Source organism: Rhizobium sp. AC44/96 (genome assembly GCF_001692185.1).
GTDB lineage: Bacteria > Pseudomonadota > Alphaproteobacteria > Rhizobiales > Rhizobiaceae > Rhizobium.
The window spans coordinates 77,465-94,659 of the sequence record NZ_LXKO01000011.1 but is presented as its reverse complement, the minus strand read 5'-3'; the positions used below and the strand labels follow the sequence as shown (position 1 = coordinate 94,659).

The 17,195-nt window shown below is 57.1% G+C and carries 15 protein-coding genes and 1 pseudogene; 4 read left to right on the top strand and 12 right to left on the bottom strand.

Annotated features, from left to right (window positions below):
• Positions 1 to 419 precede the first annotated feature (419 nt).
• Positions 420 to 1,043: pseudogene (locus A6U87_RS11710) on the top strand (IS3 family transposase); the annotation flags it as partial.
• A 193-nt stretch (positions 1,044 to 1,236) separates the two neighbouring features.
• Positions 1,237 to 2,007 carry an enoyl-CoA hydratase/isomerase family protein gene (locus tag A6U87_RS11705; protein WP_065691436.1) on the top strand — a complete coding sequence of 257 codons (771 nt, stop codon included), beginning with the start codon at positions 1,237 to 1,239 and terminating at the stop codon, positions 2,005 to 2,007.
• Positions 2,008 to 2,536: 529 nt separating this feature from the next.
• Here the strand turns inward: A6U87_RS11705 and A6U87_RS11700 are convergent.
• From A6U87_RS11700 to A6U87_RS11650, 11 genes are all read right to left on the bottom strand, one after another.
• Positions 2,537 to 3,709: an aldose 1-epimerase family protein gene (locus tag A6U87_RS11700; protein WP_065691450.1), complete on the bottom strand. Its 1,173-nt coding sequence runs from the start codon at positions 3,707 to 3,709 to the stop codon at positions 2,537 to 2,539.
• A gap of 16 nt (positions 3,710 to 3,725) precedes the next feature.
• The gene (locus A6U87_RS11695) at positions 3,726 to 4,511 is read right to left on the bottom strand and encodes an ATP-binding cassette domain-containing protein (RefSeq protein ID WP_065691435.1); all 786 of its coding nucleotides are present in this window, start codon (positions 4,509 to 4,511) and stop codon (positions 3,726 to 3,728) included.
• Positions 4,512 to 4,514: 3 nt separating this feature from the next.
• Positions 4,515 to 5,480 carry an ABC transporter permease gene (locus A6U87_RS11690; RefSeq protein WP_065691434.1) on the bottom strand — a complete coding sequence of 322 codons (966 nt, stop codon included), beginning with the start codon at positions 5,478 to 5,480 and terminating at the stop codon, positions 4,515 to 4,517.
• A gap of 71 nt (positions 5,481 to 5,551) precedes the next feature.
• Positions 5,552 to 6,481, bottom strand: coding sequence for a substrate-binding domain-containing protein (locus tag A6U87_RS11685; RefSeq protein ID WP_065691433.1), 930 nt, complete (start codon positions 6,479 to 6,481; stop codon positions 5,552 to 5,554).
• A 167-nt stretch (positions 6,482 to 6,648) separates the two neighbouring features.
• A complete protein-coding gene (locus A6U87_RS11680; protein ID WP_244499477.1) occupies positions 6,649 to 7,377 on the bottom strand; it encodes an SDR family NAD(P)-dependent oxidoreductase in 729 nt (242 codons plus the stop codon).
• A gap of 434 nt (positions 7,378 to 7,811) precedes the next feature.
• A complete protein-coding gene (gene purU / locus A6U87_RS11675) occupies positions 7,812 to 8,696 on the bottom strand; it encodes a formyltetrahydrofolate deformylase (protein WP_065691431.1) in 885 nt (294 codons plus the stop codon).
• Positions 8,697 to 8,764: 68 nt separating this feature from the next.
• Positions 8,765 to 9,691, bottom strand: coding sequence for a bifunctional methylenetetrahydrofolate dehydrogenase/methenyltetrahydrofolate cyclohydrolase FolD (gene folD, locus A6U87_RS11670; RefSeq protein ID WP_275078392.1), 927 nt, complete (start codon positions 9,689 to 9,691; stop codon positions 8,765 to 8,767).
• Positions 9,692 to 9,715: 24 nt separating this feature from the next.
• Positions 9,716 to 10,933 carry an NAD(P)/FAD-dependent oxidoreductase gene (locus tag A6U87_RS11665; protein ID WP_244499476.1) on the bottom strand — a complete coding sequence of 406 codons (1,218 nt, stop codon included), beginning with the start codon at positions 10,931 to 10,933 and terminating at the stop codon, positions 9,716 to 9,718.
• 49 nt (positions 10,934 to 10,982) lie between these two features.
• Entirely contained in the window at positions 10,983 to 11,297 is a 315-nt protein-coding gene (locus tag A6U87_RS11660; RefSeq protein WP_065691430.1) for a MocE family 2Fe-2S type ferredoxin, read from the bottom strand.
• 10 nt (positions 11,298 to 11,307) lie between these two features.
• On the bottom strand, positions 11,308 to 12,132 hold the full coding sequence (locus A6U87_RS11655) for a 3-methyl-2-oxobutanoate hydroxymethyltransferase (protein ID WP_065691429.1): 825 nt from the start codon (positions 12,130 to 12,132) through the stop codon (positions 11,308 to 11,310).
• 7 nt (positions 12,133 to 12,139) lie between these two features.
• Positions 12,140 to 13,204, bottom strand: coding sequence for a fatty acid desaturase family protein (locus tag A6U87_RS11650; protein ID WP_065691428.1), 1,065 nt, complete (start codon positions 13,202 to 13,204; stop codon positions 12,140 to 12,142).
• Between the two features lie 471 nt (positions 13,205 to 13,675).
• Here A6U87_RS11650 and A6U87_RS11645 point away from each other — a divergent pair, with 471 nt between their 5' ends.
• Positions 13,676 to 14,698: a LacI family DNA-binding transcriptional regulator gene (locus tag A6U87_RS11645; protein WP_065691427.1), complete on the top strand. Its 1,023-nt coding sequence runs from the start codon at positions 13,676 to 13,678 to the stop codon at positions 14,696 to 14,698.
• 13 nt (positions 14,699 to 14,711) lie between these two features.
• Here A6U87_RS11645 and A6U87_RS11640 read toward each other — a convergent pair whose 3' ends face one another.
• On the bottom strand, positions 14,712 to 15,764 hold the full coding sequence (locus A6U87_RS11640) for a LacI family DNA-binding transcriptional regulator (protein WP_198928697.1): 1,053 nt from the start codon (positions 15,762 to 15,764) through the stop codon (positions 14,712 to 14,714).
• Positions 15,765 to 15,913: 149 nt separating this feature from the next.
• On the opposite strand from A6U87_RS11640, the gene A6U87_RS11635 reads away from it, so the two are divergent.
• Complete coding sequence (locus A6U87_RS11635) at positions 15,914 to 17,155, top strand: sugar ABC transporter substrate-binding protein (protein ID WP_065691425.1); 1,242 nt, start codon at positions 15,914 to 15,916, stop codon at positions 17,153 to 17,155.
• Positions 17,156 to 17,195 lie beyond the last annotated feature (40 nt).

Sequence of the window (17,195 nt, the reverse complement as noted above, 5' to 3'; positions counted from 1 at the left end):
ACTTCGACTGAGGTCGAGCCGTTCGGCAGCCTGGACAACGCTTAGGCGTTGGTCACGGATCTTCTGGATAAGTTCAAGACGATGCAACTCTTTCTGCGATATGGTGATCAAACAAGACATCACGACTCCGGCCGTTCATGGTCTCGACCAGGCTGAAGATCGTCATCCTTGCTCCCAACGTTGAATTTGACCAGTGCGTCGAAAGGCGAGACTGTCGCATTACTAAATAGCTCTTACACGCGTCGTGTTGCGTAAGCTGAATTATGGAACCATGATGATCCACGGGCATTTTTGCCGGCGTACCGCAAGATTTCCCATTTTCCGCCTGGTGACGATGTAGAAGTGTTCTGGTTTGTAATCTGCTCAGTCTTGCGCCGAGGATATGGAACCGTCACGCCCAATCCTTCGCTCCATCATTCCAGCGATTGATGAAGCAGGAGCAGTTGGTCGTTGCCAGGCCGCGTCGACGGCGGTTCGGATCCTATCTGGGAGAGATCAGTCCAGCGCCCGAGAACCTGATCAATCGCGACTTCCATGCAAAAGCGCCGAACGTGAAATCGCTGACAGACATCACCGAGTTCCAGATCCCAGCTGGCAAGGTGTACCTTTCGCCCATCATCGACTGCTTCGACGGCATGGTCATCAGCTGGTCCATCGGAACCCAACCAGATGCGGGCCTTGTCAACACCATGCTGGATGCAGCCATCGGAACCGTCGCCAACGGCGAGGAACGGTCAATCATCCATTCTGATCGCGGAGCCCATTATCGATGGCCCGGCTGGTTAACCCGTATCAGCGAAGCAAGACTGGTTCGCTCGATGTCCCGAAAGGGTTGCTCGTAAGACAACGCCGCGTGCGAAAGGTTCTTCGGTCGGTTGAAGACCGAGCTCTTCCATCCACGAGACTGGAAGGTCATCACGATCGAGCAGTTCGTGGCAGAGGTGGACGCCTACATCCGATGGTAAAATGAAACGCGCATCAAAATATCACTGGGATCACTCAGCCCGGTCGAATATCGTAAGAGCCTCGGCCTGAGCATTTAAAGCAGTCCAAGTTTTTATCCGCACCCCCTCAACAAGGCAAAGGGTTGTGTGTCTTGTGTCGACGTGTTAACGTTAGCGTTAACGTTAACACTAATCCAAAGAAGTTGCGCTGAGGATCCCCGCCCAAATTCGCCAGTGTACACGCCTCCTCTGTGACAATGGTCACAGACTAATCACCTCAAGGATGACAAAAATGACAGAAGACATTCTGTTTTCCATCGAAAATCATGTAGCGACAATCATGCTCAACAGGCCCGCCAAGCTTAACGCGGTGACCCCGGAGATGTCCGCGGCCCTCATAGAAATTACGGAGCAGTGCAACACGAATGACGAGGTCCGCTGCATCATCGTGACCGGCGCCGGCGAACGGGCATTCTGCGCGGGTTCCGATATCCGGGAGCTGGACAGCTACGACACGCCGTGGAATTTCAGGAACAGGCCGGATTACTGCGACGCCATCCGCAAGGTCCTGAAGCCGACGATCGCCGCAATAAACGGGTATGCATTTGGAGGCGGACTGGAGACGGCGATGAGCTGCGACATCCGCATCGCTTCGCATACCGCCAGCTTCGCCTCCCCCGAAATCAAGCTCGGCTGGATCGGCGGCGGCGGCATGGCGGTTTTCCTCGCCAATTCCATCGGCCCTTCCAACGCCGCAAAGATGATCATGACAGGCGATCCCATCCCGGCCACCAAGGCTCTTGAGTGGAACCTGGTCAGCGACCTCCATGAGCCGGGACAACTCATGCCTGCAGCACGCAAACTCGCCGAAACGATCGCAAGCCGCGCTCCGATTGCCGCTGAAACGGCAAAGCTGAACCTGCGCGCGGCCTACTCTATGCCAATCGAAAAAGCGATCGAATACGAGCGCGACCTGCAAACCGTGTGCTTTGCGACGAACGACGCCGAGGAGGGCCGCAAGGCGTTCAAGGAGAAACGTCAACCCGTATTCACGCGCAAATAGAAGGCGGCCTGAAAAACATGAAACGAGGAGAGACGCGGACAGATCCGCGCCTCTCCCGTTTATCAGTGGTTCGCCAGTCTCAGCGCTTCCATCGGCGTAAGCGCACCGCAAGCTTGCACAGTCTCAGCTGTCATCACCCCAGACAGTCGGCCTGTTAGGGAACCGCCGTTGAAGCCCCCCCCGCGCCCGTCGTATCCACCGGCTGCGCACGCATCGCTAGCGCCCTGGCCATGGATACAACTGGCCTCAACAAGAGCGCGTTTTTTTAGACGATTTCGCCGATGCTGGCGTCGCGTGGTCGCCTCGCAGTCTCCTCGGGATTGTGATCGCGTAGAGGCGCCATATTCGACCAAAAACCCTATCAGCTGTTGAGTGGGTCGCCGCCAAATACGAACACAAAATCCGTCTTGGCATTTGGAGGGAGCAAAGCGCGGATTACCCAGAGTGTGTTGAATGGGTCGTCTTTGGAGGCCGTTTTATAGGCACTTCCCTGCCGACAATTCTCACTGGCAGTTAAGCTGCTGAAAAGTTAGCGAAGTTTTCGATAATTCCCGGTCGGTTCAGGGTAGTCTTCGAGCGGCTGTTGCTGGATCGCCGCGATCCAATTTTCCACACGTCTAATCTCAGACTCCCCGTCGAGAATCTGCAATCTCGTGGTGTAGCTTCGCGCTTCGCCATGCTCGAGTTTCATCGCTTCGTTCCTGTCTCTGGCAAACTTCGCGCCAAGGACGTGGTTCGTCGACGGTTCGATCCCGATCGCATACTGACCCGCCTGCAGGTTCTGCCACTCGAACATGCAAGGGAACTCGTCCTTGTTGCTGACGACACAGAAACCGATCGCTTGGGCGTCGTTGACGATCGCAACCGGCACGCGGCCGTCCACATCGGCGGCCATTTCGTGCTGCCATACCTGCTCGTGAAAGCCGACTTGAGGTTCAGGCATTGTGCGATAGCCAACGTTTTGTTTCTGGTACTCTGCGCCGGAGTGGGCTGCCCAGACAGTTTCGACGATCGGCGCGAGGTAACGCGCGCCGTCATCCAACACCGGATAGCCGATATTGATGTGATAGCAGTACATGTGTGGCGTCGGGTAGAAGCCCTTGTTGGCCACTCGGTCCTTCAAGACGATCTCATTCGAACCTACATCGACCTCGATCCGGCGGCGCAGCTCAAGATTCTCCCCGAAGACCGCTCCCTGCGAGACGATTCCTTCACACCAGAGAACGCATCGGTCATCGATCCATTCCTCACCGTAGCCAACGAGGCGGGCAGGGATTGTGCTTACGCGTCCGTGGATTGAATTCTTGACGGTCTGTCGCGGTCCATAGACAAAATGATCTGCCGGCGCCTCGTCCATGAAAAGGATATGGTCGAGCCCGCAAGTCAGCATGAGGCCTGAGAACGAACGGAGCCAGCCGAGGCCGCCTTCGCCCTCGTATTCATGCAATCCAGCGTTGCGAAACCCGGAAGGAGAATGCCATCCGATCGCCTTTCCCTGAAATTCGCAATCCGCGATATCCAGTGCGCGATCAACGAGGACCGTGAACCTGAGGCCGGTCCCGCTGCGGAATTCCAGCATTCGGATGCCCCGCTCCAGACCATCGGCAAGCGTCATCATTCGGACGCCGGCAAATTGGGAAAACGATCCGGTTCGTGCAGCCACATCGCGGGCTGAACGTTCCTTGCCATAGAGAAAAACCAAGATTTCAACTCCCTCGTCAATGCACGGGGCCGCTTTGATCGGCCAACTCATGCAGATCCGCGCCGGTGATGATGCTTTCCACTGTAAGAATATCGCTTTCGGCGATCTTGATGTCCGCGACGACCGTGCCCTGCCGCATGATTATCGCCCTGTCGGCAACCTGGAAGACATGGTGGATATTGTGCGTGATGTAGATGAGAGAGTGGCCAGCTGCCCTGACCTCCTTGATGAATCGCAAAACGCCGTTCGTCTCCTCGACGCCGAGATTGTTCGTCGGCTCGTCCAGAATGATGATCTTGGCAAAAAACTGCATCGCTCGTGAAATCGAAATCGATTGACGCTCCCCGCCAGACAACGCGCTGATCGTCGCATCGGCGTTGAGCTTCTTCGAAATACCGACTCTCTTCAGCAAGTCCGTCGCCTGTCTACGCAGTTCCCTCATGTCAAGCGGCGCAAAGATGCCCATCCATTTTGCCGTCACGGGCTCACGACCAAGAAACAGGTTACGCGCAATGCTCAGATCCAGTGCGAGTGAACTGTCCTGGTGGATTGTCTCGATACCGAGCTCCATCGCGTCCCGCGGCCTGCGAACACTGACAGGCTTGCCGCCGATGACGATCTGCCCGCCCGATATGGGGTAAACTCCGGAGATCGCCTTGATGAGCGTTGATTTACCTGCTCCGTTGTCGCCGAGCAACGCGACAACCTCGCCAGCATTTACTGAGAAGCTGACGCCCCGCAAAGCCTGCACGCTGCCGAAATTCTTGGTGATATTGTCGAGCTTCAAAACTTCGTTTGTCATTGATCAGCCCCTCGCATAGCGGCCATGGATTGCAGAGTGCACTACCAACATCAGCAGGATGATGCCCCCGACAAAGATGTTGAATGCCAGGCCCGGTACGCCGACAAGCACAATACCGTTGCGAATGATGCGAAGGAGCAGGACACCGATGAGGGTTCCAACGATGGTTCCCCGACCGCCGGTCAGGGCGGTTCCACCTACGACAACCATCGCAATGACCTCGAGCTCGTATTGCTCACCAGCGACCGGCGAGGCCGAGGAAATTCGAAACGCGCTGATGACGCCTGCCAGTGCCGCCAGAAGGGAGGTGGCGACAAAGAGACCGATCTTGACGGCGTCCGCGGGGACGCCGCGCGCGACCGCCGCGCTACGGTTGCTGCCGATAGCCGAGATCCAGTTGCCGACCTTGGAAAAGTTGAGCACGTAAAATGCAACAGCGGTCAGACCGAGGAACCACAGAAGAGATGCGTAAACCCGAACGCCACCGACATAGAAGCTTCCCGCGAGCGCAGACTTCAGGATCGAATCGTCGCTCATGCTCGCCAGCGGAAAGCCTTGCGTTGCAAAGAGGGTGGAACCGCGGACGAGAAGCAGCATCGAGAGTGTAACCAGAAAGGATGAAATGCCGATCCTGGTGACGAAGAAGCCGTTGAGGGCACCGACGAACGCACTCGTCGCAAATCCGAGAAGAAGCGCCAGCGGTAGATCGATGCCGGCATGCTGCACGACAAGCAGCGACATGACGGGGCAGAGGGCGAACACCGCGCCGACAGAAAGATCGAACTCACCAGCTGTGAGGAGCAACGTCATTCCCAGAGCGATGATCCCGAGTTCCGGCAGGAATGCAAGAATGTTGGATATGTTGAGAGCAGACAAGAACCGGTCATTGGTCAGCGTGAAGACGACGACAACGACGCATAGAATGAGGAACGAGGAGAATTCAGGCTTGCGCCACAGGGTCGACGACATCGTCGCACCGCCTTTCCGAAAGATAAAAAGGGGGGAATTTTGGGGGCACCGTCGGCGCCCCCGATCGCCAGTTATTTCTTGGCGTAAGATTGGAGGATCGGCTCGACCGTGTCCTTGTCGTAGAGCTTCATCGTGAAGATGTCGTAGCCTATGGCATGGCCCTCATGCGCCAGCTTCAGCTGGAGGATTGGCATGTAGCCCTGGTCGAATGGATACTGCCAGAGGGCAGCATTGACGTATCCCGCTTTCACTGCCTGTGCGGTCTCCTTCGAATTGCCCCAACCGACGACCGGGATGCTTCCCGGTGAAATGCCGTTGTTGTCGAACACGCGCTGGACGCTGGAGGCGACGAGATCGCCAAGAGCGATCACGGCATCGACCTTGTTGGCCACGAGATATTCCGACATCTTCTGGATCACGCCCGCCGGATCTGTGCCCGCCTCGACCACGTCATATTTGATGCCAAGGGGATCAAAGACGCTTGCAATACCCTGGGTTTCAAGCTGCTGGTAGCTTGCGCCTGGCACTTCGACCGGCAGGAAGACCTTCGCTCCCGCCTTCACGAGACCCTTGTCGACCAGATAATGCGCCCAGGTCTCACCGGCCATGCGCAGATCGGCGCCGACATAGGCGAGACGGCCGAGATCCTTGTCGTCTGAATTGAAGAACACGAGCGGAATCTTCTCGTCTTTCGCTTTGACGACCTCTTCCTTCCACAGTCCGGGCTGAGCCGAAGTGGTCGCAATTCCGGCCGGCTTAGAGGCCAGCGCGGCATTGAAGGCCTCCTTCTGCACGGCAAAATCACCGCCACTGAAGGAAATGTTGCACGTGACGGCGAGCTCGCGGCAGGCTTCCTGCGCGCCGGCGTTCCAATCGATCCAGAACGGATCGGTCTCGCCGCCATGCGATATGACGTAAAACACCGGCTTGTCGTCGGCGGCCTGGCTTTGGCCTGTCAGGGCGGCGAACGCCAGCAGCGCTGCCGAAACTATGTTTTTCATGCTCTCCTCCACTTGGTTGTTGTCACGCAAGGCCCTTAGGCCTCCTCCTGATCGGTTGATCGAGAAGACTTGGTGCCGCCGTCTCCGGAAGGCGGCGATGATCAAAGACGTTCTCCTCCTCGTATCCACACTCCCTGGGCCACGAAGCTTGAGCGTCTCAACGACAATCAGGGCATCACCCATCCCCCATCGACGCGAATGTTTTGTCCGGTAATAAAGCCCGCCTGCCGGCTCGACAGAAACATGACCAGCGAAGCAAAGTCCGCGGGCTCGCCGCGACGCTTGATTGCTTGCTGATCAATGACAAACTGGTTGTACCGGTCGGGATGGGCGTGGATCTTTTCCGCGTCGGTCGGAAAAGCGCCAGGCGAGACGCAATTCACGGTGATGCCGAACTCGCCGAACTCTCGCGCCCAGGTTTTCGCCAGACCTATCAGCGCGCCTTTTGAGGCGACATATGACGAGAGGCCGGCAAAGCCGATGTCGAATGTATTGCTTGCAATGTTGATGATCCTTCCAAATTGCGCGCGCCGCATCGAAGGGACACAGGCCTTCATAAACGCAACGGCGGCCTGGACATTGATCGTTTGAATACGGGAAAATTCGCCAAGATCGACGTCAACCGCGGGTCCCGAGGGGTAGATCGCCGCATTATTGATCAGTGTATCAACGGTTACACCGGCAGCGATCTCATCCGAGAGACGGGCAGCAATCAGATCCGGGCGGGACTGGTCAATGGCGATATAGCGCAACCGGCTTGCGCCCTCCTCCACTGCGATAGCCCGCCGAAGCGCATCACCCTTGCGATCGTCGATGTCTGTTGCCAGGACGGATGCTTTCGCCTGGATCAGGAACCGCACCAGATGCGATCCCAATCCGCCAGCAGCCCCAGTCACCAGCACACATCGCCCGCTTAAATCAACCATATCCGCCTCAAAGCAAGTTCAATTCTTGCAGAGCAAACGTTATTTTGGTGATGATTTATTTCAATCTGATAAGACATCAGATTACATCAGTAAAAAACTCTGATGAACAAGTCATTCCCCTTCGATTTAGCGTTTCAAGGCAGATACCGGCTTTGATCGAATCAATCAGAGGATGAGGTGTTTTGAGGAACTTGACTGGGTTGCTCGGATGGTCCGCGCGCAATCTAACGCAAAGTCTTTGCGTCAAAGCCAACCGCTGCGTCCGACTAAGAACGGATCGACGACAATCGGTGCCGCCGGCTGATCAAAGTCTATCGACAGACGTCCAGCAGAAATAAAAACCCGCGGATCAACAAAGAGATGGTTCCCGCAGCATCGATATTCGCTATCTCTTCAGTCGCAAACTAGCCCAACCGCTCGGAGGCAAATGATCCCGGGGAAGCCGGGAAGACCACTGTGCTATTGCCGTTGAGGAATACCCGGTGATGAGCATGGGCGTGGACCGCCCTTGCCAATACCTGGCTTTCGACGTCGCGGCCCAACGAAATGTAGTCTTCAGCCGACTGCGCGTGGGTGACGCGGATGATGTCTTGCTCAATGATCGGACCCTCGTCCAGATCGGCCGTCACATAGTGGGAGGTCGCACCGATCAGCTTCACACCGCGTTCAAACGCCTGCTTGTAGGGGTTCGCCCCCTTGAAGGATGGCAGGAACGAATGGTGGATATTGATGATCCTGCCCGACATTTTCCTGCACATCTCGTCCGATAGGATCTGCATGTAGCGGGCCAAGACGATCAATTCTGCGCCCGTTGCTTCTACAATGCGCATCTGCTCGGCCTCAGCTTGGGCCTTATTCTGTCTCGTGACGTTGACGCAATGGTAGGGGATGTCGTGGTTCACGACGAGCTTCTGGTAGTCCATGTGGTTGGAGATCACAGCAACGATCTCGATCGGCAAAGCACCAATTCTCGAGCGGTAAAGGAGATCATTGAGGCAATGCCCGAATCGCGAGACCATGATGATGGTCTTCATTCGATGGCCTTGCTCGTGGATAGCCCACTCCATGGAAAAGGGCGTCGCAACATCGGCAAATGCTTCACGCAATGCATTCGAGGAGAGCCCTTCCTCAGAAACAAAACTGACACGCATGAAAAACCCCCCTCCGGCGGTGTCGTCGAACTGGGAAGAGTCGGTGATGTTGCAGCCAGAATTTGCGAGAAAGGTTGCGATCGCTGCGACGATTCCGCGTTTGCTGGGGCATGTGACTGTCAGGATGTAACGGGACATCGAGAACTCCGGAAGTGAAGGAGAGGTCTGCCGGCTGCGTGTGAACGTGCCAGCGATGAAAGTCGAACCTATCGTGCCGCAAAGGCGCGAGAATCGGGCAACCCGTGTATCCGCCGACAAGCTGTCAGCGTATTTGCAAGGAGACATGCAATCGTCATTGGACCGACGCCGCCAGGTACCGGCGTGATTGCGCTGGCGATAGACTTGGCTTGATCGAACACTACATCGCCGACCAGCTTTGCTACGCCCTCCCGTTCCAGGCGATTGATTCCGACGTCGATGACGACGGCCCCGGGCTTGATCCAATCGCCTGATATCATCTCCGGTCTGCCCACCGCTGCCACAAGGATGTCCGCCCGCCGGCAGATGGAAGCGATATCCCTGCTCTGGCTGTGCACGATGGTGGCGGTGCAGTTCTCGCGCAACAAGAGCTGCGCCATCGGCTTGCCGACAATGTTCGATCGCCCGACTATGACGGCTTCAAGACCAGCGAGCGATCCGAGCTGCGCGCGCAGAAGCATAAGGCAGCCGAGTGGGGTGCATGGTACAAGCGCTGCTTGCCCTGTCGCCAGTCGACCAACATTCACCGCGTGAAACCCATCGACATCCTTTGCCGGCTCGATGCTGTTGATGACGATTTCGGTATCAAGGTGAGACGGCAGGGGAAGTTGAACCAGGATGCCATGGACCGTCGGATCGGAATTCAACCGATCGATCAGTGTCAGCAGTTCCGCCTGGCTGCATTCCGCTGAAAGCTTGTGCTCGAAGCTTCTCATTCCTGCAGCCCGGCACTTTATCCCTTTGTTTCGGACGTAAACCTGAGATGCTGGATCTTCGCCAACCAAGACCACAGCAAGCCCGGGCACAATGCCTTCGCTGTGCGCGAGCTCTGAGACGTGGATGGCGATTTCGTCCACCATCCGGCCAGAAAACGCCCGACCGTCAATAACCTTTGCCGCCTCAGCGGTTGCCGCGTGAAGAAGTTTTTCGGTCACGTCGAAGCTACCTCAAGTTTCACATCAGCTGCGTGGCAGCAGCGATTTCAGATTTACGGAAGGATCAGCAAGCGCTTCGCGGGACGGTGCCACCCGCCTCTCGATGAGTAACTCGGAGAGCCTGATATCCTTGGCTACGCCATGCCCGCGAGCCACGCCGCTTGCGGCGCACAGAACTCCGTCGGGGTCGATTTCGAAAAAGATCCACCCGTCGCCTTGTAATTGCCGCCGTATTGTTTGCCGCGACGGGTCATGCAACCCCACCATCTGGATGCCAAGATCGTACTGATCTGACCAGAACCACGGGTAGGTTGCGAACTTCACCTGGTTTCCCAGCATCGCATCAGCCGCTGCGACACCCTGGTCGCAGGCGCTGCGCCAGGATTCGAACCGGATCCGCCCTAGCAACGGGTGTTCGACGGCCGCACAGTCGCCTGCGGAAAATATCCTCGGATCAGAAGTCTGCAGCTTATCATCGACGTGGATACCGTTCCCGCATGTCAAGCCAATGTCTTCGGCAAGGCTGCTGTTGGGCACGGCGCCGATCGCAGCGACGATGAGGTCGGCGACAACCTCTTCACCATCGTCGAGAACGACTGCCTGCGCGGTGGTGGCAACGATGTTCGCTCCAAAAACAATTCTCACGCCCTCCAGGCGGTGGCGCGCGACAATCTCATCTGAAAGGTCCTGTGGCAGGACGCGAGACATTGCACGCGCCCCCGCCTCGAGAACCGTAACCAGCATTCCACGGCCTCGCATGACGGCCGCAAGCTCCAGGCCGATCAGTCCCGCGCCAATGATGACACAACACCGGCCTGCCCTCGCCTCAGCGTAGATGGCTGCTGCATCGTCGCATGTTCGCAGTGTCAGAACTCTGGTGTTTTCAGCGCGTGGAAGTGGCCTAGCACGAGCGCCGGTTGCCAGCAGCAACCAATCATACGACAGGTGTTCGCCATCGCTGAACTGCAGTTGTCGGACGCTTCTGTCGACAAAGGAGACCCACCTTCCAAATTGCGTATCGATGCCTGCGAAGTCCGTTGTGATGGCACGAACCGTGATTTCGTTGCCCTCGGGTTTGGAAAGCGGTGGCCTTTCGTAGGGCAGGCAAGCCTCGGCACCGATAAGTGTCACACGCTGCGCGCCAGCATCGCGCAATGCCAGAGCAGCACGCGTTCCAGCTTCGCCGGCACCGACGATCACATGCCGATCCCCGAGCCGGGTGTTCATGTTTGCGATATCCATCACGTCTCTTCCTGGGATGCCATGCATGGCGCCGTGCTATGAAGCCTGCCTAACCGACAAGTATCTCGACCTGCCCGGCCACGACGCGCGTTTGATAGGTGGCGAGATTGACGCAGACAGGGGCGCGTTTCGCGTCTCCGGTCCGATAATCAAACTGACCGTTATGCTTGGGACATTCGATTAGGTTCCCCATGACGAGGCCGTCTGAGAGATGAACATTCTCATGCGTGCAATATCCTGCCGTAGCATAGAATGATCCGTTCGGTGCGTGATAGATGGCATAACTCTTGCCATCGTGGTCGAAGCGGATCACATCCTCTTCGTCGATATCGTCCGTGGCGCAGGCGCGGATCCAGTTCGTCATCTTATGTCTTTCATGCTTTTGAAACAGAGAAGCCTGCGGCCGGTTCAAGCTCAGCCTCAAAGGCTCGCAGCTCGTCCTCCGACATCCGGACCATGTGCCGCTCCTCTGGGTAGTGCCCGGCCTCGACATCAGTCTTGAATTCGCGGAAAGCGGCCACGCGTTCGGCCTGAAGACGGGCAAACTCAGCTGAGAAGTTTCGATAGACCTTAGAGTGTCGAGGCAGGTGATCCTCGTGCGTTCCCAAAATATCGCAGGCAAACAGATACTGTGCATCGCATCCGGCGCCTGCGCCCATAGACCACAGAAGGAGATCTAGGCGGGCGCTGATGGCCGTCGCCACCTCGACCGGCACGACCTCGATTTCGACGGCGAAGGCGCCAGCATGCTGGTAGGCTCGACACTCCTTGAGCATCGCCAATGCTTGCTCGCTCGTCTTCCCGACAGCACGGAACCCTCCGGTCCAGGTTGCCCTGCTCGGAACCAGTCCGACATGGCCAACGACCGGGATATGCTCGCGCGCAAGGTACTCGACGGTGGCCATGCTGCCCGAACAGTAGATGGCGTCTGCCCCGGCATTGATCACATTGCCAGCCCAGCGCAGGTAGTCTTCGCGAGTGCCGGCTTCCAGGTGCGTGAGGCCGGTCATGGAGAACAATGTTGGCGCTACAGTTCGGTAGTCGCGATGAGTGACCAGTTCGGGCGTCACCGATACAATATCGATACCCGCCTCTTCGGCGGCCGCGGCCTCTTCAAGGGTCGTTACACGAAGCATCGTGCGCTGGCTGCGTCCCTTCAGGGATCGCAGGTCGGCAATGGTCGGTTTCTTTCTCATCAGCGCCCCCTCAGCGCGTCACGAATAGATTGTGAAATTCGTCTCGATAGGGCTTTGCCGTGTCGGGCAGCTCGCGACGGAGATAGTATTCGGGATCCTTGAGCTGCTTTTTGACCGCACCGTACATTTCGACATAGGCACTCAGGATCGAGCGACTGGGCGGCGGATAGTCATCCTTGACCAGCGCATGAAGCCTGGGCAACGCATGGTAGGGAACCATCGGGAACATATGGTGCTCGATGTGATAGTTCATGTTCCAGTAAATGAATCGGCTGATCGGATTCATATAGACCGTGCGGCTGTTCAGCCGATGATCGATGACGTTGTCAGCGAGACCCCCGTGTTGGAGCAACCCCGTCAGCACCATATGCCAGCAGCCGTAGATGCGCGGCAGTCCGATCAGCATCAGCGGTATCCAGGAGTGCAGGAAAATCGCTGCGGCTATGGTTGCGAGATAAATCGCGACATGGAGCCTTGCCGTGAGGATGGCCTTCCAGCGCTCGCTTTCCGGAATGTAGTCCCTCTCATCAGGGGTGAGCGAGCCCGCTGCCTGGCGCAGCAAAATACCCATCGAGGCCCAGGCCGATTGGATGCCGATGAACTCAAGCATCAGCCTGATGACTGCCGGCGGACGCATAAATGAGATTTCCGGATCTCGCCCAACGATGTAGGTGTCGGTGTGGTGGCGCGCGTGGCTCCACCTCCAGGCGACCGGGTTTCGCATGACCTGGAAGGATGCAATCTGATATACGGCATCATTCATCCAACGGGTTTTGAACGCCGTTCCGTGGCCACACTCGTGCCAGCGGCTGTCGCAGGCCGAACCGTAGAGCACCCCATAGGCCGCCCAGAAGGGAACACACCACCACGTGCCCCAGAAATAGACCCCGCCGGCAGCAAACAGAATATGTCCTACAATCCAGAGGAGCGTGTCGCGAATGGCCGGACCATCTCGACGGCTCATCAGATCCTTCATGGTCTTGCGGGGAATCTCAGTGTGATACCACTCCGCCGAAGCCAAGCCGATATCGACCGCCCGCTTTGACGATGGCCCGGTGAGGCTGTAATCGCGCATCTGCGGCGGTGGGACGTGACTTGTCACTCTCTATCTCCTTGTCTGTGCGACGAGCCGAACCGACTGCGTGCCGTTTGCTGCCTGATCTGACGGTAACGGCAGTCCACCCGCCAGGGAGGACGGCGGGTGGACCGAAGTACCTGCGCCTGATCCACGGGTACTTCCTGTTCACAACAGATCTGGACGGTCGTTCGTGGCCCATCCCTAATGACGCACCTGATGCCCGGGGCTGCCCCAATCAGGCCGATCCTACATTCGCGCCTGAACCGACCATCAGATCCGCCGCCGGGACGTCGTCAGCCTGGAAGGACAAACATGCGCCCCCATGTCCTCGCCATCGATTTGCCGTACGAGCCTCAAAGTAACTTTCTGACGATCTGTTTCAATCGAACAATCCATCAGATCACATCAGATACCCTCATCGACAATTCACAAGGAAACAGGCTATTTTGCTCGCGATGGAGGGATATGATGAAAGCAACTATTCTTGACATTGCCAGCGCATCTGGACTGTCGACCGCGACCGTCGATCGCGTCTTGAACAACAGAGCAGGTGTCAGCGCGACGAACCGACAGAGGGTCCTCGATGCGGCGCGACAGTTGGGTTATCTTGCGGTAACGGATCAGGTTGCGTTGCCCAGCAAGCCTGCTCACCTTGAGTTTCTCATCCCTGGCGGCAGCAATACCTTCATGGACAATCTCGTCCACAATATCGAGGATTTTTCATCGCGGCTTCCGCTCGTTGCATCCTGCAAAATCCATAGGCTTCAGGATATCTCGCCGAACGAGATGCTAAATGCGATTGAAAAAATATCGCTTCGAACAAGCGCCGTCGGCGTCATTGCTCCGGACCATCCGAAGACGAGGAATGCGATGAGAGAACTGAGTGAGGCAGGCGTTCGCCTGGTCACAATCGCATCAGATATTCCGTCAGTGCCGAGGGCATCGTACATCGGCATCGACAATCGCGTTGCGGGCAGAACGGCCGCGCTGCTGATGGGTCGGCTGTCTGCCCACCGCAAGGGCAAGGTGGCGCTTTTCATAGGATCGCGCTCATATCGCGGCCACGAAGAGCGCGAAATGGGTTTTCGCTCTGTCATCACCGAAGATTTCCCGCATCTCTCGGTGGGACAGCCGATCGAAATCAATGACGAGCCGGAGGCAAGCTATGGCGCCGCCTCGTCTCTTCTGACGGATCCCGGCGATCTTGTTGGCATCTATTGTGTCGGCGCTGGCAGAAGTGGCATTGTACGGGCGCTTAAATCTGCAAAGCTTCAGGCCAAGCCGCTATTTATTTGCCACGACCTGACGGAAGAGACGCGTCGCTATCTTCTCGACGAGCTTGTCGATGCGGTTATCGATCAGAATGCTCGCCTGATGGCCGAGCAATCGGTGATCGGCATGCTCGGTACGCTAGCGTCTGCGGCACCCTACCTGACCAGGAAGTTTATCGAACCGCGCATCATACTTCGTGAAAATATCCCAGTGATATAGTTCCTAATGGACATCAGGCGCTGCCTCTTGCTATGAGCTTAAATCCGACATCGATGCTTCGTTTCGGTATTCTTCTGCTGTTCATCGCTGCAAGCAGCAGCTCGGCTGCGGCCTCACCTATCTGATATGTCGGCACAGAGATGGTCGTCAGGCCGGGATTAAGTTGCCGGGCGATCTCGTAGTCTCCGAAACCGGTGATCGCCAGCTCGCTTGGGATGGAAATCCCAATTTTCTGGCATTCCAGCAAAGCGCCCGATGCAAAGAGGTCACTTGAGAAGACGATACCGTCCGCCTCCGGATATCTTTCGCGGACCATTCGAAGAAGAGCCGAGCCAGTATCCATCGATATGGGCTTGTCGGAAATGATGACAGTCCGGATGGGCCGATCGGGAAGAAGACGGTTCATAGCCTCTTCAAAGCCTGCCAGTCGTTCCTTTGCACGATAGTCCCCTGGCTTTATGACGCCGGAGAAGACGAGGTTCCGGTAGCCCTTCTCCACCAGATGTTCCACCATTGAGGCAATTGCGGAACTGTTGGAGAAGCCAACCAGCATGTCGATAGGGCGTTCGGTCCAATCCCAGCTTTCGACGACGGGTACGGCAGACTTTTTCAAAAGCGACGTTGTCAATCTGTTGTGATGGGTACCGATGATGAAAAAACCATCGGGTCGTCGTGCACTGAACGTCCGCACCAGCGCCTCTTCGCGGTCCTGCCGGTAGTCGGTGTGGCCTATGAAGAGCTGATAGCCCTCCTGCAACAATATTTCGTTGAGGCCCTGGATCGTTTCGGAGAAAATCGATGCCGACAATAGGGGAATGATTGCGGCAACGGTCTTGCTCTTGTTGGAGGCAAGGTGACTTGCCGCAAGATTCTGGACGTAGTTCGTCGCTTTGATCGCCTCTTCGATCCGCGCGTAGGTCTCCTCCGACACCTCTTTGGGATTTCGCAACGCGCGTGACACTGTCTGCGCCGAAACACCGGCATGCTGTGCCACGTCGGCCATCGTCGCGGCATAGACGCTGGATTTGCGACGTGACCTTCGAGCGGTCGGAGGGTTTGGACTCAAGGCTCTCTCCCTGCTTGTTCAGTTCGTTGTAGCCATTCCCGAGCAAGAGGCAACTTCGAAGTCGCTTGCCTTCTGAATAATTTTACGTTAGCGCTAACGTGAACGCTAAGCAAACTTTACGGATGGCGTCAATCAGGAGGAGGTATTTCATGTTCAAGATCGATCGTCGGTCTCTTGGGATTGCGCTCGGCATTTCCCTTATCGCATTCCAGGTCGCAGTTCCGGCGAACGCGCAGGACAAGGCTATTGTCAATTTTGCGGCCGCGTCATTTGCCGAACCAGGCCGTGGCGACATGCTCAAGGCCTGGGTTGAAAAGTTCAACAAGCAGAGCACGACAGTCGAGGTAAAACCGGTTACCATCCCGTTTTCCTCGTTCGTCAGCACCATCTTTACCCAGATGGGCGGTGGCGCCGGTCCCGACATCGTCCGCTTTGACCTGCCGGAATTCTACGCCGCGGTTGGAGCCAAGCGCGTCGTGGCGATCGACGACCTGATCGGCAGCGAAAAGTACAACTTCACCAGTCCCGACAAGTATATGACCATCGATGGGCATCGATATGGGCTGCCCTTTGAGATCAGCAACTACGCCATGATCTACAACAAGGCGCTCCTGCCGGAAGGCAAGGCGCCGGCGACCTTCGACGAGTTCGTAGCGGCAGCGAAGGCAGCCACCGCCAACGGCAACTTCGGCTATGCCTACCGCACGACCATGGCTGAGCGTGGGGGCATGTGGTACGACCTGACAAACTACGTCTACGGTTTTGGCGGCCGCTGGTCGAACGACAAAGGCGAGCCGACCATCAACACCCCTGAGGTCGTCAAAGGCGTTGCAGCCTTCAAGACGATCTACGATGCGGCTGCCACGCCGAAGGGCGCGGATGCCGCCACTTATCGCCGCATGTTCTGGGAGAAGAAGGTCGCGATGGAAATCGACAATGGCGGCATCGCCGCCGTGCTGTCATCCCAGGCAAAAGACTTCAAGATCGAAGCAGCTCACTCCCCCTTCCCGGAACGCGCGCAGGGAATGATCCTTGCACCGGTGACCGTCAACGCCAACAGCAAGGTCAAGGAGGCTGCCGGCGAATTTCTCAAATGGATGCTGACGCCGGACGCCCAGCGTGAGCTTCAGTCGATCCTCGGCGCCGCGAACGTCGCGACAGTCGTCGAAAGAACGCCTGAAGAGCTTGCAGAAAAGCCGTGGCTGAAGGTCTACGACGACCAGACCCAGTATAGCGTGCCCGCCCTTCCCGCCGGCCTCGAAACGAAGGCTCCGGAGATCCAGCAGATCGTGATCGAACAGGTCATCAAGGTTCTGCAGGCAGGCGTCGATCCGAAGGACGCAATGGACGAAGCTCAGCGTCAGGTGCTCGCACGAGTCGTCAACAAGTAAAAATCCGGCCCTTTCGCCGCCGCGCGGAAGGGCCTTCCAT

Excerpts from the sequence above, each read along its gene's own strand:
- A6U87_RS11650 (WP_065691428.1), bottom strand. The coding sequence starts at position 13,204 with ATGCGCGATTACAGCCTCACCGGGCCATCGTCAAAGCGGGCGGTCGAT.
- A6U87_RS11660 (WP_065691430.1), bottom strand. The coding sequence starts at position 11,297 with ATGACGAACTGGATCCGCGCCTGCGCCACGGACGATATCGACGAAGAG.
- A6U87_RS11685 (WP_065691433.1), bottom strand. The coding sequence starts at position 6,481 with ATGAAAAACATAGTTTCGGCAGCGCTGCTGGCGTTCGCCGCCCTGACA.
- A6U87_RS11635 (WP_065691425.1), top strand. The coding sequence starts at position 15,914 with ATGTTCAAGATCGATCGTCGGTCTCTTGGGATTGCGCTCGGCATTTCC.
- A6U87_RS11665 (WP_244499476.1), bottom strand. The coding sequence starts at position 10,933 with ATGGATATCGCAAACATGAACACCCGGCTCGGGGATCGGCATGTGATC.
- A6U87_RS11705 (WP_065691436.1), top strand. The coding sequence starts at position 1,237 with ATGACAGAAGACATTCTGTTTTCCATCGAAAATCATGTAGCGACAATC.
- A6U87_RS11695 (WP_065691435.1), bottom strand. The coding sequence starts at position 4,511 with ATGACAAACGAAGTTTTGAAGCTCGACAATATCACCAAGAATTTCGGC.
- A6U87_RS11690 (WP_065691434.1), bottom strand. The coding sequence starts at position 5,480 with ATGTCGTCGACCCTGTGGCGCAAGCCTGAATTCTCCTCGTTCCTCATT.
- A6U87_RS11645 (WP_065691427.1), top strand. The coding sequence starts at position 13,676 with ATGAAAGCAACTATTCTTGACATTGCCAGCGCATCTGGACTGTCGACC.
- purU (WP_065691431.1), bottom strand. The coding sequence starts at position 8,696 with ATGTCCCGTTACATCCTGACAGTCACATGCCCCAGCAAACGCGGAATC.